This is a genomic window from Amycolatopsis sulphurea (genome assembly GCF_002564045.1).
GTDB lineage: Bacteria > Actinomycetota > Actinomycetes > Mycobacteriales > Pseudonocardiaceae > Amycolatopsis > Amycolatopsis sulphurea.
The window spans coordinates 269,151-285,193 of the sequence record NZ_PDJK01000001.1 but is presented as its reverse complement, the minus strand read 5'-3'; the positions used below and the strand labels follow the sequence as shown (position 1 = coordinate 285,193).

The window sequence follows — 16,043 nt, the reverse complement described above, 5'->3', positions numbered from 1 at the left end:
GTGCGCCAGGCGGCAGGCAGACCGGCTGGGGTCCGGCGCGGTGACATGGTCGCGATCGTCAAACGCCATCACTGGGACCACGACCTGCTCGCGGGGCAGCGATCCGCCCGGGCGCGGTGCCCACGCTGCTGTCCGGGCACTTGTCCCCGGACACCCTGGCGGTGCCGCGCGAACGGATGCTGCTGGTCACCGCCGAGGAGCCGCAGCTCGGCTCTCCTGGGCCAGGCGCTGGACGACGTCCGGAACACGCCCGCCGGCACGACAACGAGCCAGTGGTACTCGACCACACTTCCCGCACCACGGGCCCACCGGAACTGGTGGTCCATACCACTGCGACGACAGTCGGCAGGCTCGAAGCGCACCGTGGTACGCCGGATCGCCCGGCGCCGAACTGCTGGCCCCCTGCCCCGCGCGAGGGGCTCTACCCCGCCGGACTGTCCGAAGCGGACCTCTCGGCGGTCCGGGATCTGGTGCGTGATCCCGGTTTCCATGCCTGTTCACCGGTTTTCTCCCCGATTCAAGGACAACGACCGTGATGACTTCCCTACTCGGCCGGGTATCCGCAGGCCTCGGCTGGACCGGACCGCTGGATCTGGTGCTGCGCACCGAAGCCGACATCCAAGCCGCCTGCGGGATCATGCAGGTGCACGGCAGGCGGTCCGGCGCCCCGGCGCTGCTGCCCGTCGACTACTGCGCCACCGTCGGCCGTCAGCTGCTCAAGACCGGCGTCTCGGCGGTCCATTTCGCCCGGCTCCGGGGACTTCAACTGTCCACAGTGTCCACTTCGGTCGCGGAAGCCGCAGTGCTGACCATCTCGCAGTACCTGGCGGCCGCTTCGGCCGGTGATACGCCCGGGGAGCCCGGTGCGGGGCCGCCGTTCGTCTCCGCCGAGGGAACCCGGTTCGAGCTGGAGGCGCTCGACGCCAAGGTCTGGATTCGGTTCTGGGCCGCGCTGAACGTGCCACCGGCCGCGATCCGCGACAGCTGGGCACCGTTCGCCGGCCGGTTCGCGACGGCAACCTGTGCCCTGCCCGCCGAGCTACCGCAGGCCGCTGCGAGCCGGTCCTTCGCCGCGCTGGCCGCTATCGCCGCACTGACCGGGATGTCCCTCGTCACGGTGCAAGCCCAGCCGCTGACCGGGATCCCCGCCTACACCATCACTCCGGGCGTGGGGCGACAGCGGGTCACGGCCCCGACGGCGGGAACGGCGCCGCTGGCCGGGGTCCGGGTGCTGGAATCCACCCGGCGGGTGCACGGGCCGTTCGCAGGGCACCTGTTGCGGCTGCTCGGCGCGGAGGTCGTCCGGATCGAGTCGCCGGGTGGTGATCCGGCGCGTGCGGAACCGCCCTGCGGTGACGGGATCTCAGCGCGTTTCCACGCCTTCGATCACGGCAAGCAGCGGGCAGAGATCGACCTGAACACCCCGGCGGGCCGCATGGAAATGCTTGATCTCGCCCGGACGGCCGACGTCTTCCTGCACGACTGGACGCCCGGCCAGGCCGTCCGCCGCGGGCTCGATTTCCGGGATCTCGCCCGCGCCGCACCAGGGTTGATCTATTCGTCCGCCTCGGGCTGGGGCACCGAGCGCGGAGCACTCGGTGCCCCAGCGACCGATTTCGCCGTCCAGGCCCACAGTGGATTCCCTGCCCCGACGCTGCTGACGGTCGTCGGCCTCTTCGGTGGACTGGTCAACGCGCACGGGATCGTCGAGGCACTGGCGCAGCGGGAAACGACCGGCCGCGGGCAGGTGGTCGAATCGTCGCTGCTGTCCGCGGCCGCCCACCTCAACGCTGTGCTGCGGCCGATCGAAGGCCCTCCCGAGGTGCCCGTCTGCACCGACCTGAACGACCTCGTGCACGATCCCCGGTTCGCCCCGTGCCTGATCCGGGACCGCTGCGTGACGGTCGCTTCCCCTTGGCACTTCGCATGAACGTATGGACTTCACGGGAAGGGCTCGTGCTGCGCGACCTCGTGCCCAGCCAGCTGCGGCGCCGCTGGGTGGACGACGGGTACTGCCCGGACCGGGACCTGTACTCGCTGTTCGCCGAGCAGGCCGCGCGGCACCCGGACCGCCAAGCGGTGGTCGACGACGCGGGCGTCCTGACCTACCGGCAGCTCCGGCAGAAGGTCCGCATGGCGGCGGGCATGCTCGCAGCGGCGGGCCTGGGATGCCAGGACGTGGTCGGTATGCAGCTCGAAAACGGGCGGTACGCGGTGATCGCCGAGCTGGCCGTCGCCGCGGTCGGTGCGGTGTGCCTGCCGATCCCGGCCGGGCAGGGCGAGCACGACCTGCTCGCGCTGCTGATTCGGGCCCGCGCCCGGGCCGTTCTCGTGTCCGATGAGGGAGAGCTCGACGCGCTGCGCGATCGGCTGCCGCATCTCCGGCGGGTCTCGGCCACGCCGTGGATCGGCCTCGATCACGGCCCGCTGCCGACGCCCGAACCCGAAGCGCCGGCCCGTTTCCTGGCCTCGTCCGGTTCCGAGACCGCACCCAAGCTGGTCGCCTACAGCCACAACGCCATGGCCGGCGGACGCGCGAACTATCTGCGCGCGGTGCACGGCGACGTCGAGGTACCGCGTGACCTGGTGTTGGTGCCGCTCTCATCCTCGTACGGTTCGTTCGGTGTACCGGCGACGCTGTGCCGGATGGGCGGCACATTGCTGCTGCCCGGCCGCTTCGACCCGGTCCACGCGATGACCGCCATCGAAGAACTCGGCGCGACCCACGTGTTCGGCGTGCCCACCATGTTCCGCCGCATGGCCACCGCGGAAGTGTCCGCCGATCTGTCAAGCCTGCACGCCGTGGTGTCCAGCGGCGACGCACTGCCCCCGCGGGCGGCGGAAGCGTACCGGCAGCGGTTCGGGGTGCCGGTCGTGAGCGTGTACGGCTCGGCGGACGGGGTCAACTGCCACACCCGGGAACCGGCGCGAGGTGCCGGATTTCCGGACCCCGCGGTCACTTCGATCCGCATCCGGGGCGGCGAGATCCAGGCTCGCGGCCCGATGACCCCGCTCTGTTACGTCGGCGACGAAGCCCTCGACGCCCGGTACCGGCTGCCCGGTGGCTGGGTGCGCACCGGCGACCTCGGCCGGTTCGACCGCGACGGCCGGCTGCACCTGCTCGGCCGCGCCCGGCGGGTGATCCTCCGTGGCGGCCACACCATCAGCGCGGCCGAGGTGGAACGGGAACTGGCCGCGCACCACCTGGTCGCCGAGGTGGCCTGCGTCCCGGTCCCCGATCCGGACCTGGGCGAACGGCTGTGCGCCTGCGTGGTCGCCCAGCCCGGATCCCCCACGCCGCACCTCGGCGAACTCGCCGGATTCCTCATCGGCCGGGGCCTGGAACCGTGGAAACTGCCGGAAAGGCTGATGGTGCTACCGGAACTCCCGCTCGGCGCCACCGGCAAGGTGTGCCTGCACACCCTCTCCCGGCTGGCCCGGGACCAGCACTGACCCCGGCCCGTGCACGCCCCCACGTATCCACTCAGGACGGTGACGCTGTGAAGGGGCCCTTCACGGACTCTGAGTCCGTGAAGGGCCCCTTCACAGCCTTCAGGAGCCCGCGGGTGGACGGTCCCGGCGCGTAGCGGGGGGTTACAGGAGGGCCAGCCGCCCGAGCAGGGTCTCCGCCTGGCCGATTTCGGTGCTGAGCGGGTGATCGGCCATGGTGTGCGGCAGGACCGAGGACGCGAGCTGGAAGGCTTCGCGCAGCGGGGTGTCCGGAAGCGGCGTCTCGGCGAGACGCAAAGCCCTTGTCGCGCCAAGGAGTTCGCAAGCCAGCACGGTCCGGTACGCAGCGGTCGCGGCGACGGTACTGCGGACGGCGTGAGTCGAAAAGCTCGCGTGGTCCTCCAGACCGCGCGAGATCACCGCGGTGCCGAGGGTGACCGGAGAGGCTTCGTGCCGCAGAGTGCCGAGAGCGTCGTGCGCGACGTATTCGAGGATCATGATTCCGGAGCTGCCCGTCGGCCCGTCGGCGAGGAACGGCGGCAGGCCGCTGAGGTCCGGTTCGACGAGATCGCTCAACCGGGCGGCCGACAGCTCCGCGACGTGGTGCAGCGCGGCGCGCAGGTGGTCGAACGCGAGCGCCACGTGTGCGGTGGAGAACTGCCCGTGGTGATACGCCTGTTCGGTCTCGATGTCGATGAACGGATTCTCGGCCGCCGCGTTGAGGTCGATGTCCAGGACGCGTTCCACGTTCGCCGCGGCCTCCAGCGCGGTGCCCTGCACCTGCGGAAACGCCCGCAACCCGAACGGGTCCTGCAGCCGGCGACCGGCGGGCAGGTCGTCCGCGGCGGTGAGCAGGCGGCGCAGCCGCGCGGCACACCGCACCGCGCCCGGGTGCGGCCGGGCCTGGTGCACGCGTTCGGAGTAGGCCTCGGCCGAACCGCCCAGCGCGCAGAACGTCAACGCGGTGACCACGGTGCTCGCGTCCAGCAGCCGTGAGAGGTCGTGCCACGCCAGCACGGCCTGCGCGAGCGTCGCCGCGTTGCTGGAGATGAACGCCAGGGCGTCACCGGGGCTGATCGCGACCGGATCGAGCGCGCCGGCCGCCCACGGCAGTTCCCCGGCCAGCGTCAGCGCGATCTCCGCGAGCGCGGTCAGGTCCCCGGTGCCGATCGCGCCCCGGGAGTGCACGAGCGGCTGAGCCCCCACCCGCAACGCGGTCTCCAGCGCACGCAGCAGCCGCGGGTGCACACCGCTGCCCGCCGCCGCCAGCTGGTTCAGCCGCACGAGCATCGCCGCCCGGACCGCGTCCCCCGGCAGCGGTTCACCGGTGCCGCCGGCGTGACTACGCAGCAACCGCAGCCCATGCTGGTCCACGGACTCCGGATCCACCACGGTATGCCGGTTCGCGCCCACCCCCGTGGTACGGCCGTAGACCGCCCGCTTCGCACCCAGCTCGACGGCGAGTTCGTAACTCTGCTCGGCCCTGGCCATCGCCCCCGGAGCCAGCTCGGCCCACGCACTGAGACGGGCCACCCGCACCGCGTCGGCGCACCGGAGCCCGGTGCCGTTGATCTCGATTCGGCTGCTGTCGGTCATCACGACCCCACTCGACAAGGTTTCCTGCACGCTGCTGGTGATCTGACACTAGGCACGCCCGGACGCGGCGGCCGGCCGGGGTGGCTGGTACGAGCGGAAGCGCCGAGGGTCTTTCGGCCTGCACGCGTTGGGTTTCCGACACCCTGCCCAGCCACGGCAGTTCCGCCGTCGGCGCGCCCGGCCGAGAGCCGGTCAGTCGCGACGACCCTGGTTCCGGCCCACCGCACGGCCGACGAAGAAGCCGATCAGGAGCCCCACGATCAGGCCGATGGCGATGAAGAAGATGATCGTCGCGGCCGCGATCTTGCCGACGGTGCCGAGGAAACCCTTCGCTTCGAGGTCGGCGGCCCATACGGCCGTCTGGGTGAGCGCGTAATGTGTCATGGCTTCAAGCCTGGCATGGCGGGAGCATGCCGCGCAGCCGACCCCTCGCGCAGGTGACCGAGAGCGTCCACATCGGACGGCATGCGCAACGAAGACGGACCCATGCCGAGCGTGCGACTTAATACCAGCACTGCCTTATATAAGCGTGGGCTGGTATAGTCCTGGTTGTGCACGCGTTCGACATCCTCGGCGACCCGGTGCGCCGGCGCATTCTGGAGCTGCTCGCCGACGGTGAGCAGACCTCGGGCGCGATCACGGACGTGATCCGGGCCGAGTTCGGGCTCTCCCAGCCGGGTGTCTCCCAGCATCTGCGCGTGCTGCGTGACAGCGGGTTCGCGTCGGTGCGGGCCGAGGGCGCTCGCCGGTTCTACGCCGTCGAGCCCGCGCCGCTGCGTGAGGTCGACGCATGGTTCGGCCGGTTTCGCCGGTTCTGGGATCAACGCCTCGACGCGCTGGAAACCGAGCTGGCCCGGGGCAAGCGCGCAGCTCGGACGGCTGGCGCCAAGCCCGGCACCGAGGCAGGCAAGACCGATCCCTCAGCGAAAGGCATGTGACATGAAAGACGTCTTGGACGAACTGCCGCCGCCCGCCGGGCTATGGGCAAGGGCAGCGTGCCCGCCGGCGACGCCTACACCATCGAGCTGCGGCGTCGATACTCAGCGCGGATCGACGACGTCTGGGATGCCCTGACCAACCCCGAGCGGCTGCGTCGCTGGTTGAAACCGGTCACCGGGGACCTGCGGCCTGGCGGGAAGTTCGAGCTGGACGGAGGCGAGCATGGCGAGATCCTCCGGTGCGAGCCACCGCGTCTGCTCACAGTGTCCTGGCTCTACGGGCCGGACGCCGACGCGTGGCCCGGGACGAGCGAGGTCCAGGTGCGTCTGGCCCCAGGCCCGGCCGGCGACACCGAATTCGAACTCATCCACGCGGCAGTCGTCGAGGAACCCCTCTTCCCGACCTATGGCCCCGGCGCCGGCGGCGTCGGCTGGGACCTGCATCTCCTCAGCCTGGCCCAGCTGCTGGCCGATGGTGAGGCCGCCGGCCACGAGGAGGTCGCGAAGTCACCCGAAGGGCGCGAGTTCATCCGGCGCAGCGCCGCGGCCTGGGGAGAGGCTCACCTGGCCGCCGGTGGCGAACCGGTGCACGTCGCGGCCGCAGTCGAGGCCACCACCAAGTTCTACGCACCCGACCCGGCCTGACTTCCCGGCAGGAATGTGTGCCACGAAGGACACCAACTCGATCGAGATCGCCCTGCCGCGGGAGAAGGTGGCCCAGCTGCTCGCCGACCCGGCACAGATACCGAAGTGCCTGTGCGGGGTGGTGCTGCACGAGCCGGTGAGCGAGACCCACGGGCAGCCCGGAACCGAGTCGCGGGTCGTGATGCAGTCGGGGAAGCGCAAGATCGAGCGCACCGAAACGATCACCCGCCGGAATCCGGCAGACCTGCACGAGATCCCCACCGAGGTCGTCGTTCACTTCGACCGGGAGATCGCCGGCGCGGGCAGGTGGAGCGCCTTGCGCGATCGGCTGACCGAAGCCGATCCGGAGACGACGCTCTGGGAGAGCGAATACCGATTCGACAGCCTGCCGATACGGCTGATGGGGCAGCTGATGCCCCGCCTTCCGCAAGCAGTCGCAGCACATGCAGGATTCAAGGCGTTCGCCGAACAGGGGAAGAATGTCCGCGAAGGGCGGAACTGATCTGCCGCGCTATGTCGTGTCGCGCAGGCGGGTTGCCGAAGCGGGCTCTCCAGCGCAGACCTCTCCAACGCAAACACGGCGTCGGGTACCGCACCGTCGCCACCGGACAGCTCCGGCAGAGCTCCGCACACCCGGAATGCCCCATCCCCGGCCATCAACTCTCCGGCACCACAATTGACGTACATGTACGGTAATTGTGCAGAACAAGAGCGCGAAGGAGCACTGTGCCCGAGAGCCGGCCGCACCCAGCCCCGCCCCGAAAGCGTGCCCCCCGCGGCACCCTCGACCGAGTGAGAGTGCTCCTCGCCGCGACGGCGATCATGGCCGAGGAAGGCACGGAAGCCGTCACGATCCGCCGGATCGCCGACGAACTCGACGTGCGGCCAATGGCGCTGTACACCTATTTCCGCAGCAAGGACGAGGTCCTCGCCGGAATTTACACACGCCTGCTCGCCGAGATCGATCTGCCCGTGGCAGACGAAGGCCCCGACGGAATCCGAGCCGTCATGCACGCGTACTACGAACTACTGATCGAGCACGCCGCACTGGCCCGGATCCACCTCGCCGCCGACCACTACGGCCAGGGCGACCTCCGCGTCAGCGAAAAGCTGCACGGCTTCCTGCTCGCCCGAGGACTCGACGACCGTGCCGCGACGGAGCTGGTCGCCACGCTCGTGCGGTTCACCATCGGCAGCGCCCTCCTGCGTCCGCTGCCGAACTTGCCGGAAGAGGATCCCCAGGCGTGGCGGAACTCGCAGCGCGACACCCAGGTCGTCTCCGCTTCCGACCGTTCACCGTCGCCTGCGCCCGGGACCGGGCTGCCGGACTTCACCGGAGACGAGTTCTTCGAGCACGGGCTCGACCTGATCCTGGCCGGGGTGCCGCCGAGGAAGTGAAGGTGACCCGGTGACGCCTGCACCGAGACGGGTTCTTGACCTTCCGGATTGGACACACGCCAAAGCACACTGGCCAGTTCGGCGGCGGCGTCGAATACGCCACTGTGAATGCGCCACTGTCGCGACAGCTTCAGCGGTATTGCCGCAACCATCCCGACTGCTACCGCACCAGGCGACCCACCGAGGCTGTCCGGAAGACCCCCACCTGAAGTCCATTAAGGACATTCCCAGACCGATGACCGAACAGCCCGACGAAGTCCTTGCAGCACAACACTTCCAACAAAGACTCAGGACCGCACGCCGCCCAGACGGCCACGCTTGTGACCACAATGGACAGAGCGGGACAGGCGCAGCGCTCAGCCCGACCTCGCCGACGCGAAGCTGACGACCGGGCCGCCAACAAGGGAAGGCTTACCTAAATCACCGGCGACCGGGCACCCGAACCTGCCCGAAAGTACTGCCCGCCCCGGCGGAGCCCGGTCCCACCGGCTGAGCGAGCGCTTACAATCAGCAGCACCCCGGCGGGAGCCGCCTGCGGGGCGCGAGGAGGTTCGCCGGATGACGACGGTTTCCGCGGAGTGGTGGCCGGACGTGCAGCCCGAGGCCGCCCGCCGGCTCATGCTCGCCGGGGTGGAGTCGTTCGCGAAACACGGGTTCCACGCCACGACCACGCGGGACATCGCGGGGGCGGCCGGGATGAGCCCGGCCGCGCTGTACGTGCACTTCCCGTCGAAGGCGGCGCTGCTGTTCGCGATCAGCCGCAGCGGGCACGAGCAGACCCTGGCGCTGGTGGAGAACGTGCTCGCGCGCATCACCGATCCGGTCGAGCGGATGCGGCAGCTGGTCGAGGACTTCGTCGCCTGGCACGCCCGGCGGCACACCATCGCGCGCGTGGTGCAGTACGAGCTGAACGCGTTACCCGAGGAGGAGTACCGGATCGTCGCAAAGTTGCGCCGCCGGATCGCGCAGCTGGTGCGCGAGGTGATCGCGCAAGGCGTGCAGGCGGACGTGTTCACCGTGACGGATCAGCACGTGGCGGCGCGCGCCGTACTTTCGCTGGGCGTCGACGTGGCCCGCTGGTACGGCGACCGCGTGCGGGAGACCCCCGAAGCGCTCGGGCGGGAGTACAGCGAACTCGTGCTGCGGATGCTCGGCACGCACTGACGTCAGCTTTCCGCGACGGCACGGGTGAACCGGCCGGCGATTCGGGCCAGCCGTTCCACCAGGCCCGGCGGCGCTTCCTCCACCACGAAGTCGTAGTCCCACTGCGCGAGGTAACACGGGATGGCGGTGAGATCGTTGGCGCCGGTGCGCAACCGGCACGTGGCGGCGTCGACCGGTTCCACCGCACCGGCGGACGGCGGGATCCGCGCGGCGAGTTCCGCGGCGGACGTCGACACCCGCAACGTCACCTGGTGCGGGTACGGCGCGGCGGAGATGCGTTCGGACACGTAGGCGGCCAGGTCCGCGGCCGGCGGTTCCCGCGGCGTGAACCGGAAACCCGGCACCGGCAGCCCGTCGATGCGGTCCAGCCGGAACGTCCGCCAATCCGCGCGATCACGGTCGTAGGCGACCAGGTACCAGCGCCAGCCGGTGTGCACCAGGCTCAGCGGTTCGACGTCGCGTTCGCCGACCACGCCGTCGCGAGTGCCGTAGGTGAAGCGCAGCCGCTCGTGATCCCGGCAGGCGGCGGCGACCACGGTGAGCAGCTCGGCGTCGATCGCCGGGGCGCCGCCGGGCATCCGGACCAGCGCCGCGTCCATCGCCCGCACCCGGCCCCGCAACCTGGTGGGCAGGACCTGTTCGAGTTTCGCCAGCGCGCGCACGGACGTCTCCTCGATGCCGGACACCGTGCCGTTCGCGGCCGTGCGCAACCCGACCGCCACCGCGACCGCCTCGTCGTCGTCCAGCAGCAACGGCGGCAGCGCGGCACCCGACCCGAGCCGGTATCCGCCCGCCACGCCGGGGGTCGCGTGCACCGGATAGCCGAGCGCGCGCAACCGCTCGACGTCCCGGCGGATCGTGCGGACGTCCACCTCCAGCCGTTCGGCGAGGTCGCGGCCAGGCCAATCGCGGCGGGCCTGCAGCAGCGAGAGCAGCCGCAACAGCCGTTCGGACGTTCCGTACATGCCGAGCACTCTGCCAGAGAATGCGGACATCCCCGGTCCTCGATCCCGCTGGGGTTGCCGACCGCGGTGCCGACCCGGGACAGTGACGCATGCCGATCGACCCGCACCAGCTGCTCGCCGTCGCCCGCGATGAGGCCGAACTGGGCCGAGCGGAGGGCGGCGTCCCGATCGGCGCCGCCCTCTTCGACCGCGACGGCCACCTGCTCGGCCGCGGCCACAACCGCCGCGTCCAGGACGGCGATCCGTCCCTGCACGCCGAAACCGCCGCGTTCCGCAACGCCGGCCGCCGCCCGCACTACCGCGACACGATCATGGTGACCACCCTGTCGCCGTGCTGGTACTGCAGTGGCCTGGTCCGCCAGTTCGGCATCCCGCACCTGGTGATCGGCGAATCCCGCACCTTCACCGGCGGCCACTCCTGGCTGGCCGCCCACGGCGTGCACGTCGACCTGCTCGACGATCCCGCCTGCACGGCCTTGATGACGGCGTTCATCCGGCAACGGCCGGACCTGTGGGCGGAGGACATCGGCGAGCCTCCCGCGCCGGACGAAAGTCCGTGAAGGGGCCCTTCACGGTCTCTGATTCCGTGAAGGGACCCTTCACAGCCTTCTTCTAGCCGCGACAGCGGTGGCGACAGCCGCGACAGTGGCGGTGGCGGTGGCGGTGGCGGTGGCGGTGGCGGTGGCGGTGGCGGTCAAGTCCACAATGGACAGTCCGCCACCCTCCAGCGAGGACGACGCGGCGGTCCACCGGCGCAGCGGGCTGCCCGTCGATCGACACGAGCGGGCGAGATCGTCGGTTCCGCCGTGATCCGGGGCTGTACGCGCAGCCACCACCTCGGACACGCACTCTGGGCGGCCCGGAAGCTGCGGTGACACCGACGAGGAGCAGGGCGTGTCCACCAAGAACGCAGCCGGCTATCAGGGCTGAAGTCCACCGGGTGGCAGGCGCCTGTCACCCGGAAAGATCCCACCCGGTCAAGCGTCACCCACAGTGCACTTGATAGCCCAAACGGGTGAGTCCAGGAATAGTAAGCTGATCAGGCGGCGACCGTGACCGACAGCGCGGCGACACCCGCTTCGGTCAGCTCGGCGACAACCAGGCCGGGCGCGGCCGTGGTGGCGCCGGCCGCCGGGCGGACGTAGCCGCCGCGGGCGAGGGCATGCGCGGTCATCTGGTCGCAGCAAGCGAAACCGTCGATGAAGAGGTCGGGCTCGCAGCTGGTGGACATTTGGGCCCGCTGCTGCGCGACGGCCTTGAGCATGGCCATCGCGCGATGGGACAGCTCGACGGGGGCCTCTTCCTGACCGGGCACCTGAATCGCCTTCTTCCTGAGCAAGCTATTTACTCTATGTTATCGGACATTGGGCCGAATGTGTTACCAACCACACTGTAACCCTTGCCCTTCGCACAGTGGTCAAGGCGCCCCGATTCCGCCCAGCCGGGTCTCCAGGGTGGCCGCCCATTCCCGGACGATCTGCCGGCGGCGGCGGGTGTCGTCGGTCAGCAGGTTGGCCAGGCCGAGCCCGCGGGCGAGGTCGAGCGTGGCCTGTACCAGCTCCCGCACACCGTCGCGGGTCTCGTCCACGCCGAGCAGCCCGACCGTCACCCGGTGCGCTTCCCGCCCCACCCGCGCTTCCAGCGGCACGAGCGCCGCCCGCAACTGCTCGTCGGTGGCCGCCATCGCCCACAGCTGCAGCGCGGCCCGGAACATCGGGCCGGTGTAGAGGTTCAGCACCATCTCGACCACCCGCTCGATCCGCGACGGCCCGACCGGCAGCCCCGCCGCCCGCGTGCGCAGCTCGTCCAGCTGCGCCTCGCCGAGCAGGTCGACGGCCGCGATGACCAGCGCCTCACGCGTGGGGAAGTGATGCTGCGCGGCACCCCGGGAGACCCCCGCCCGCTCCGCGATCACCGCGACGGTCACCCCGTGCCAGCCCTGTTCGCTGAAGCAGTCCATGGCCGCTTCGATCAACCGCCGTCGCGTGGTCCGGCTCCGCTCCTGCTGCGGCTCACGAAGCATCAGGACCACCCGGGAACGGTCGTGGGGACGGTGTGCATGGACGGCTCCTTGCCAACATCGATCGGCCGGGCCGTACTGACCCTGGCCCGAGGATTGAGCGCGCGGCAGCCGGTGCCCGGGGACGGATGGCACCCCCAGACGGACAGCGCGACGAAAGACTGACCACCGAACCAGCGAGTGCACCCGGCCGCGCGTATGCGGGGATCACTCGTGGCCCGACACCCACATCCACAGCCGGCCCCCCACGACGCGCATCCACGCCCCGCCACGGCAGCACCCAGCACCTCACCGAGCCGGCCCTCGGCCCAACCCCGAACCAGCCGCCACCCCACCTACCGCCACCGAACAGCCCTGCACCAACCCAAGCCAAACCCCTGTCGAGCGCCTTACCGATCCAGCCATCGGCCCGGACAGAACCGGCCACCACCCCGGCGACACCACCCCACCCACCACCGAACGACCCCGCACCCGCCCGAGCCGGGGCAGCACCGGGCAACTCATCAAACCAGCCCTCGGCCGAACCCGAACCAGCCGCCGCACCTCCGACACCACCCCGCCCAGCGCCGGACCACCCCGCACCGGCTCACACCTGCGCACCACCCGGCAACTCACCGAACCAGCCCTCGACCCAACCCGAACCAGCCGCCGCCCCACCGACACCACCCCACCCACCATCGAACAACCCCGCACCGATCCGGACCAAGACGCCACCCGACGCCGCATCGACCCCACCGCCGGCTCAGTAGGACTTCGGCAGCCCGAGGCTGTGCTGCCCGACGAAGTTGAGCACCATTTCCCGGCTGATCGGGGCGATCCGGCCCAGCCGGACGGCGGTGACCAGGCTGCCGAGGCCGTATTCGGTGGCAAGGCCGTGGCCGCCATGCGTCTGCACGGCCTGGTCGACCGCGTGGATGGCGGCCTCGGCGGCGGCGTATTTGGCCATGTTGGCCGCTTCGCCGGCGCCGAGGTCGTCGCCGGCGTCGTAGAGCGAGGCAGCCTTCTGGGTCATCAGCCGCGCCAGTTCCAGCTCGATCTTCACCTCGGCCAGCGGGTGCGCCAGTCCCTGATGCGCGCCGATCGGCGTGCCCCAGACCTCGCGTTCGTTCGCGTAGCCGACCGCCTTGCCCAGCGCGTAGCGGGCGAGGCCGAGGGAGAACGAGGCGCCCATGATGCGTTCCGGGTTGAGGCCGGCGAACAGCTGCGCGATCGCCGCGTCCTGCTCCCCCACCAGCGCTTCGGCGGGGAGCCGGACGTCGTCGAGGAACAGCGCGAACTGGTCTTCCGGGGCGACGATGTCCATCGCGATCCGGCGGGCCTCGAACCCCGGCGCGTCGGTGGGCACGAGGTAGAGCGCGGGCTTGAGCCGTCCGGTCTTCGCGTCCTCGGTGCGGCCGACCACGAGCACGGCGTCCGCTTCGTCGACGCCGGAGATGTAGATCTTCCGGCCGGTCAGCAGCCAGTCGCCGCCGTCGCGGCGGGCGGTGGTGGTGATGCGGTGGGAATTGGAGCCGGCGTCCGGTTCGGTGATCGCGAAGACGATTTTCCTGCTGCCGTCAGCCAGTCCGGGCAGCCATTGCCGCTTCTGCGCGGCCGTGCCGAACCGGGACAGGACGGTGCCGACGATGGCCGGGGAGACGACCATCAGCAGCATCGGGGTGCCCGCGGCGGCGAACTCCTCCAGCACTGCGGCGAGATCGGCGATGCCGGCGCCGCCACCGCCGTACTCCTCGGGCAGGTTCACCCCGAGGTAGCCGAGCCGCCCGGCCTCGGCCCACAGCTCGTCGGTCTTCTCACCCGCCCGCGCTTTCCCGGCGTAGTACTCGTGCCCGTACTTGCCGGCCAGGCCGGCGACCGCTTCGCGCAGCGCCACGCGTTCCTCGGGCTCCACGAAATTCATCGCGTTCATGCTCGTTCACCCACCACTGCCAGCACTGCGCCGACTTCGACCTGCTGCCCGACTTCGACGGGGAGCGCGGTGACCACACCGTCCGCCGGTGCCGAGATCCGGTGTTCCATCTTCATCGCTTCGAGCCACAGCAACGGATCCCCCGCCGCCACGACGTCACCGGCGGCCACCGCGAGCCGCACCACCGTGCCCGGCATCGGCGCCACCAGTGAGCCCGCGGCCGGCGCCGCGTCCGGATCGGCGAACCTCGGCTGCCCGGTCAGCGTCACCGAACCCAACGCAGAGTCTACATAGGACTGATCGGACCACCTTCGCACAGTGAACGCCCGGCGGATTCCGGAAACATCCAGTACCACTCGCTCCGGCTCAGCGGACACGAGCGTCACGTCCTCGTATCCCTCGGCTCGCAATCCGTCCCGAGCCAAGGAATAGGCGACCTCGTACCGATTCCCCCCGACGCTGAAGGATTTGCGTTGCGGAGCGGACCGCACGTTGCGCCAGCCGGAGGGCAGCCCGCGCAACACGGTCGCCGACGCGCGGTTCGCTGCAGCGTCAGCGAGAGCCGCGGCCAATGCGGACAACCGCTGAGCGTCCATTGTGGCCAATGGGCGCGCCAGCGTGTCCAGTCCGTGCCGATCGAAGAAGGCCGTATCGGTGTCACCGGCCAGAAAAGCTTCGTGCCGCAGGACTCGGACGAGCAGATCACGATTGGTCACCACACCGTGGATCCGGGCGCCCGCGAGCGCGGCGGCCAGACGGCGGGCAGCCTCGATCCGGGTCGGCGCCCAGGAGATCACTTTGGCCAGCATCGGATCGTAGTGCACGCTGACCACCGAGCCCGGCTCCACACCGGAATCCAGGCGCAGGCCCGCACCGTAGGTGAAGCGACGGTCCACATCGGGCACGTCGAACGCGTGCAGCGTGCCGCTCTGCGGCTGCCAGTCCGCGGCCGGGTCCTCGGCGTACAACCGGACCTCAATGGAATGTCCCTGTGCCAACGGCGGTTCCGGATCGAGGCGCGCACCGTCTGCAATGGACAGCTGCAATCCCACCAGGTCCAGGCCGGTGACGTTCTCGGTGACCGGGTGCTCCACCTGAAGCCGGGTGTTCATCTCCAGGAAGTAGAACCGGCCGTCGGGCGCGGCGAGGAATTCCACCGTGCCCGCACCGGTGTACTCGATCGCTTGCGCCGCTTTCCGGGCCGCATCGAACAACGCGGCCCGCAACTGCGGCCCGACGAACGGGGAAGGCGCCTCCTCGACCACCTTCTGGTGCCGCCGCTGGAGCGAACATTCCCGCTCGCCCACCGCCCAGACCGTGCCGTGGGTGTCGGCGAGCACCTGCACCTCGATATGCCGCCCGGTCTCCAGATAACGCTCGCAGAACACCGTGGGGTCGCCGAACGCCGACCCTGCTTCGGCCCGCGCGCTCCGTACCGCCTCGGCCAGCTCCGCCGGCTCGCGCACCACGCGCATCCCGCGCCCGCCGCCCCCGGCGGACGCCTTGACCAGCAGCGGCAGATCGTCCTCGGTGACCTCGTCCGGGTCCAATTCGGACAGTACCGGCACGCCGGCCGCGGCCATCAGCCGTTTCGACTCCACTTTGGAGCCCATGGCCGCGATCGCGGCGGGCGGCGGACCGATCCAGGTCAGCCCGGCGTCGAGCACCGCCTGCGCGAACGCGGCATTCTCGGACAGAAAACCGTATCCCGGGTGCACGGCGTCGGCGCCCGCGTGCGCCGCGGCTTTCACGAGCAGGTCCGCACGCAGGTAGGTCTCGGCGGGCGCGGCACCGGGCAACCGCACCGCGACGTCGGCGTCGCGCACGTGCGGTGCGTCCGCGTCCGCGTCGGAGAACACCGCGACGGTACCGATTCCAGCCGTCCGGCAGGTGCGGAACACCCGGCGCGCGATCTCGCCCCGGTTGGCGACCAGCAGGTTCTGGATCACAGCGGCACC

Annotated in this window: 17 protein-coding genes; 9 read left to right on the top strand and 8 right to left on the bottom strand. The window is 70.6% G+C overall.

What is annotated here, in order from left to right:
* Positions 1–116 precede the first annotated feature (116 nt).
* Genes ATK36_RS01310 through ATK36_RS01300 form a run of 3 tightly spaced genes read left to right on the top strand, consistent with a single transcriptional unit; the run spans position 117 to position 3,453 of the window.
* On the top strand, positions 117–536 hold the full coding sequence (locus ATK36_RS01310) for a hypothetical protein (RefSeq protein ID WP_098509458.1): 420 nt from the start codon (positions 117–119) through the stop codon (positions 534–536).
* Positions 536–1,930, top strand: coding sequence for a CoA transferase (locus ATK36_RS01305; RefSeq protein ID WP_098509457.1), 1,395 nt, complete (start codon positions 536–538; stop codon positions 1,928–1,930). Before ATK36_RS01310 ends, ATK36_RS01305 begins: the two co-directional genes overlap by 1 nt.
* Complete coding sequence (locus tag ATK36_RS01300) at positions 1,927–3,453, top strand: class I adenylate-forming enzyme family protein (protein ID WP_098509456.1); 1,527 nt, start codon at positions 1,927–1,929, stop codon at positions 3,451–3,453. The genes ATK36_RS01305 and ATK36_RS01300 overlap by 4 nt, the downstream gene beginning before the upstream one ends.
* A 141-nt stretch (positions 3,454–3,594) precedes the next feature.
* Here the strand turns inward: ATK36_RS01300 and ATK36_RS01295 are convergent, their stop codons facing one another.
* Together ATK36_RS01295 and ATK36_RS01290 are read right to left on the bottom strand one after the other, a co-directional pair.
* Positions 3,595–5,046, bottom strand: coding sequence for an aromatic amino acid ammonia-lyase (locus tag ATK36_RS01295; protein ID WP_098509455.1), 1,452 nt, complete (start codon positions 5,044–5,046; stop codon positions 3,595–3,597).
* A gap of 192 nt (positions 5,047–5,238) precedes the next feature.
* Positions 5,239–5,430 (bottom strand): Z-ring associated ZapG family protein, encoded by a 192-nt coding sequence (locus ATK36_RS01290; protein ID WP_098509454.1) that lies wholly within the window; start codon positions 5,428–5,430, stop codon positions 5,239–5,241.
* A 167-nt stretch (positions 5,431–5,597) separates the two neighbouring features.
* Between ATK36_RS01290 and ATK36_RS01285 the strand changes: the two genes are divergently transcribed.
* The 5 genes from ATK36_RS01285 (at position 5,598) to ATK36_RS01265 (ending at position 9,191) form a co-directional block, all read left to right on the top strand.
* On the top strand, positions 5,598–5,984 hold the full coding sequence (locus tag ATK36_RS01285) for an ArsR/SmtB family transcription factor (RefSeq protein ID WP_098509453.1): 387 nt from the start codon (positions 5,598–5,600) through the stop codon (positions 5,982–5,984).
* Positions 5,985–6,026: 42 nt separating this feature from the next.
* A complete protein-coding gene (locus ATK36_RS01280) occupies positions 6,027–6,629 on the top strand; it encodes an SRPBCC domain-containing protein (protein WP_098509452.1) in 603 nt (200 codons plus the stop codon).
* A 13-nt stretch (positions 6,630–6,642) separates the two neighbouring features.
* On the top strand, positions 6,643–7,131 hold the full coding sequence (locus tag ATK36_RS01275; protein ID WP_098509451.1) for an SRPBCC family protein: 489 nt from the start codon (positions 6,643–6,645) through the stop codon (positions 7,129–7,131).
* A 290-nt stretch (positions 7,132–7,421) separates the two neighbouring features.
* A complete protein-coding gene (locus tag ATK36_RS01270; RefSeq protein ID WP_141544336.1) occupies positions 7,422–8,027 on the top strand; it encodes a TetR/AcrR family transcriptional regulator in 606 nt (201 codons plus the stop codon).
* Positions 8,028–8,585: 558 nt separating this feature from the next.
* A complete protein-coding gene (locus ATK36_RS01265; protein ID WP_098509449.1) occupies positions 8,586–9,191 on the top strand; it encodes a TetR/AcrR family transcriptional regulator in 606 nt (201 codons plus the stop codon).
* 2 nt (positions 9,192–9,193) lie between these two features.
* Here the strand turns inward: ATK36_RS01265 and ATK36_RS31885 are convergent, their stop codons facing one another.
* Positions 9,194–10,156, bottom strand: a complete 963-nt coding sequence (locus tag ATK36_RS31885) for a helix-turn-helix transcriptional regulator (RefSeq protein ID WP_098510250.1) — start codon at positions 10,154–10,156, stop codon at positions 9,194–9,196.
* 89 nt (positions 10,157–10,245) lie between these two features.
* On the opposite strand from ATK36_RS31885, the gene ATK36_RS01255 reads away from it, so the two are divergent.
* The gene (locus ATK36_RS01255; RefSeq protein ID WP_098509448.1) at positions 10,246–10,716 is read left to right on the top strand and encodes a nucleoside deaminase; all 471 of its coding nucleotides are present in this window, start codon (positions 10,246–10,248) and stop codon (positions 10,714–10,716) included.
* A 39-nt stretch (positions 10,717–10,755) separates the two neighbouring features.
* Here the strand turns inward: ATK36_RS01255 and ATK36_RS31170 are convergent, their stop codons facing one another.
* From ATK36_RS31170 to ATK36_RS01235, 5 genes are all read right to left on the bottom strand, one after another.
* Positions 10,756–10,989 carry a hypothetical protein gene (locus tag ATK36_RS31170; RefSeq protein ID WP_141544334.1) on the bottom strand — a complete coding sequence of 78 codons (234 nt, stop codon included), beginning with the start codon at positions 10,987–10,989 and terminating at the stop codon, positions 10,756–10,758.
* 206 nt (positions 10,990–11,195) lie between these two features.
* A complete protein-coding gene (locus ATK36_RS01250) occupies positions 11,196–11,426 on the bottom strand; it encodes a hypothetical protein (RefSeq protein WP_098510249.1) in 231 nt (76 codons plus the stop codon).
* A gap of 147 nt (positions 11,427–11,573) precedes the next feature.
* Positions 11,574–12,179 (bottom strand): TetR/AcrR family transcriptional regulator, encoded by a 606-nt coding sequence (locus ATK36_RS01245; protein WP_098510248.1) that lies wholly within the window; start codon positions 12,177–12,179, stop codon positions 11,574–11,576.
* 739 nt (positions 12,180–12,918) lie between these two features.
* Positions 12,919–14,085: an acyl-CoA dehydrogenase family protein gene (locus tag ATK36_RS01240; RefSeq protein WP_098509447.1), complete on the bottom strand. Its 1,167-nt coding sequence runs from the start codon at positions 14,083–14,085 to the stop codon at positions 12,919–12,921.
* Positions 14,082–16,034 carry an acetyl/propionyl/methylcrotonyl-CoA carboxylase subunit alpha gene (locus ATK36_RS01235; RefSeq protein ID WP_098509446.1) on the bottom strand — a complete coding sequence of 651 codons (1,953 nt, stop codon included), beginning with the start codon at positions 16,032–16,034 and terminating at the stop codon, positions 14,082–14,084. Before ATK36_RS01235 ends, ATK36_RS01240 begins: the two co-directional genes overlap by 4 nt.
* Positions 16,035–16,043: the final 9 nt, after the last annotated feature.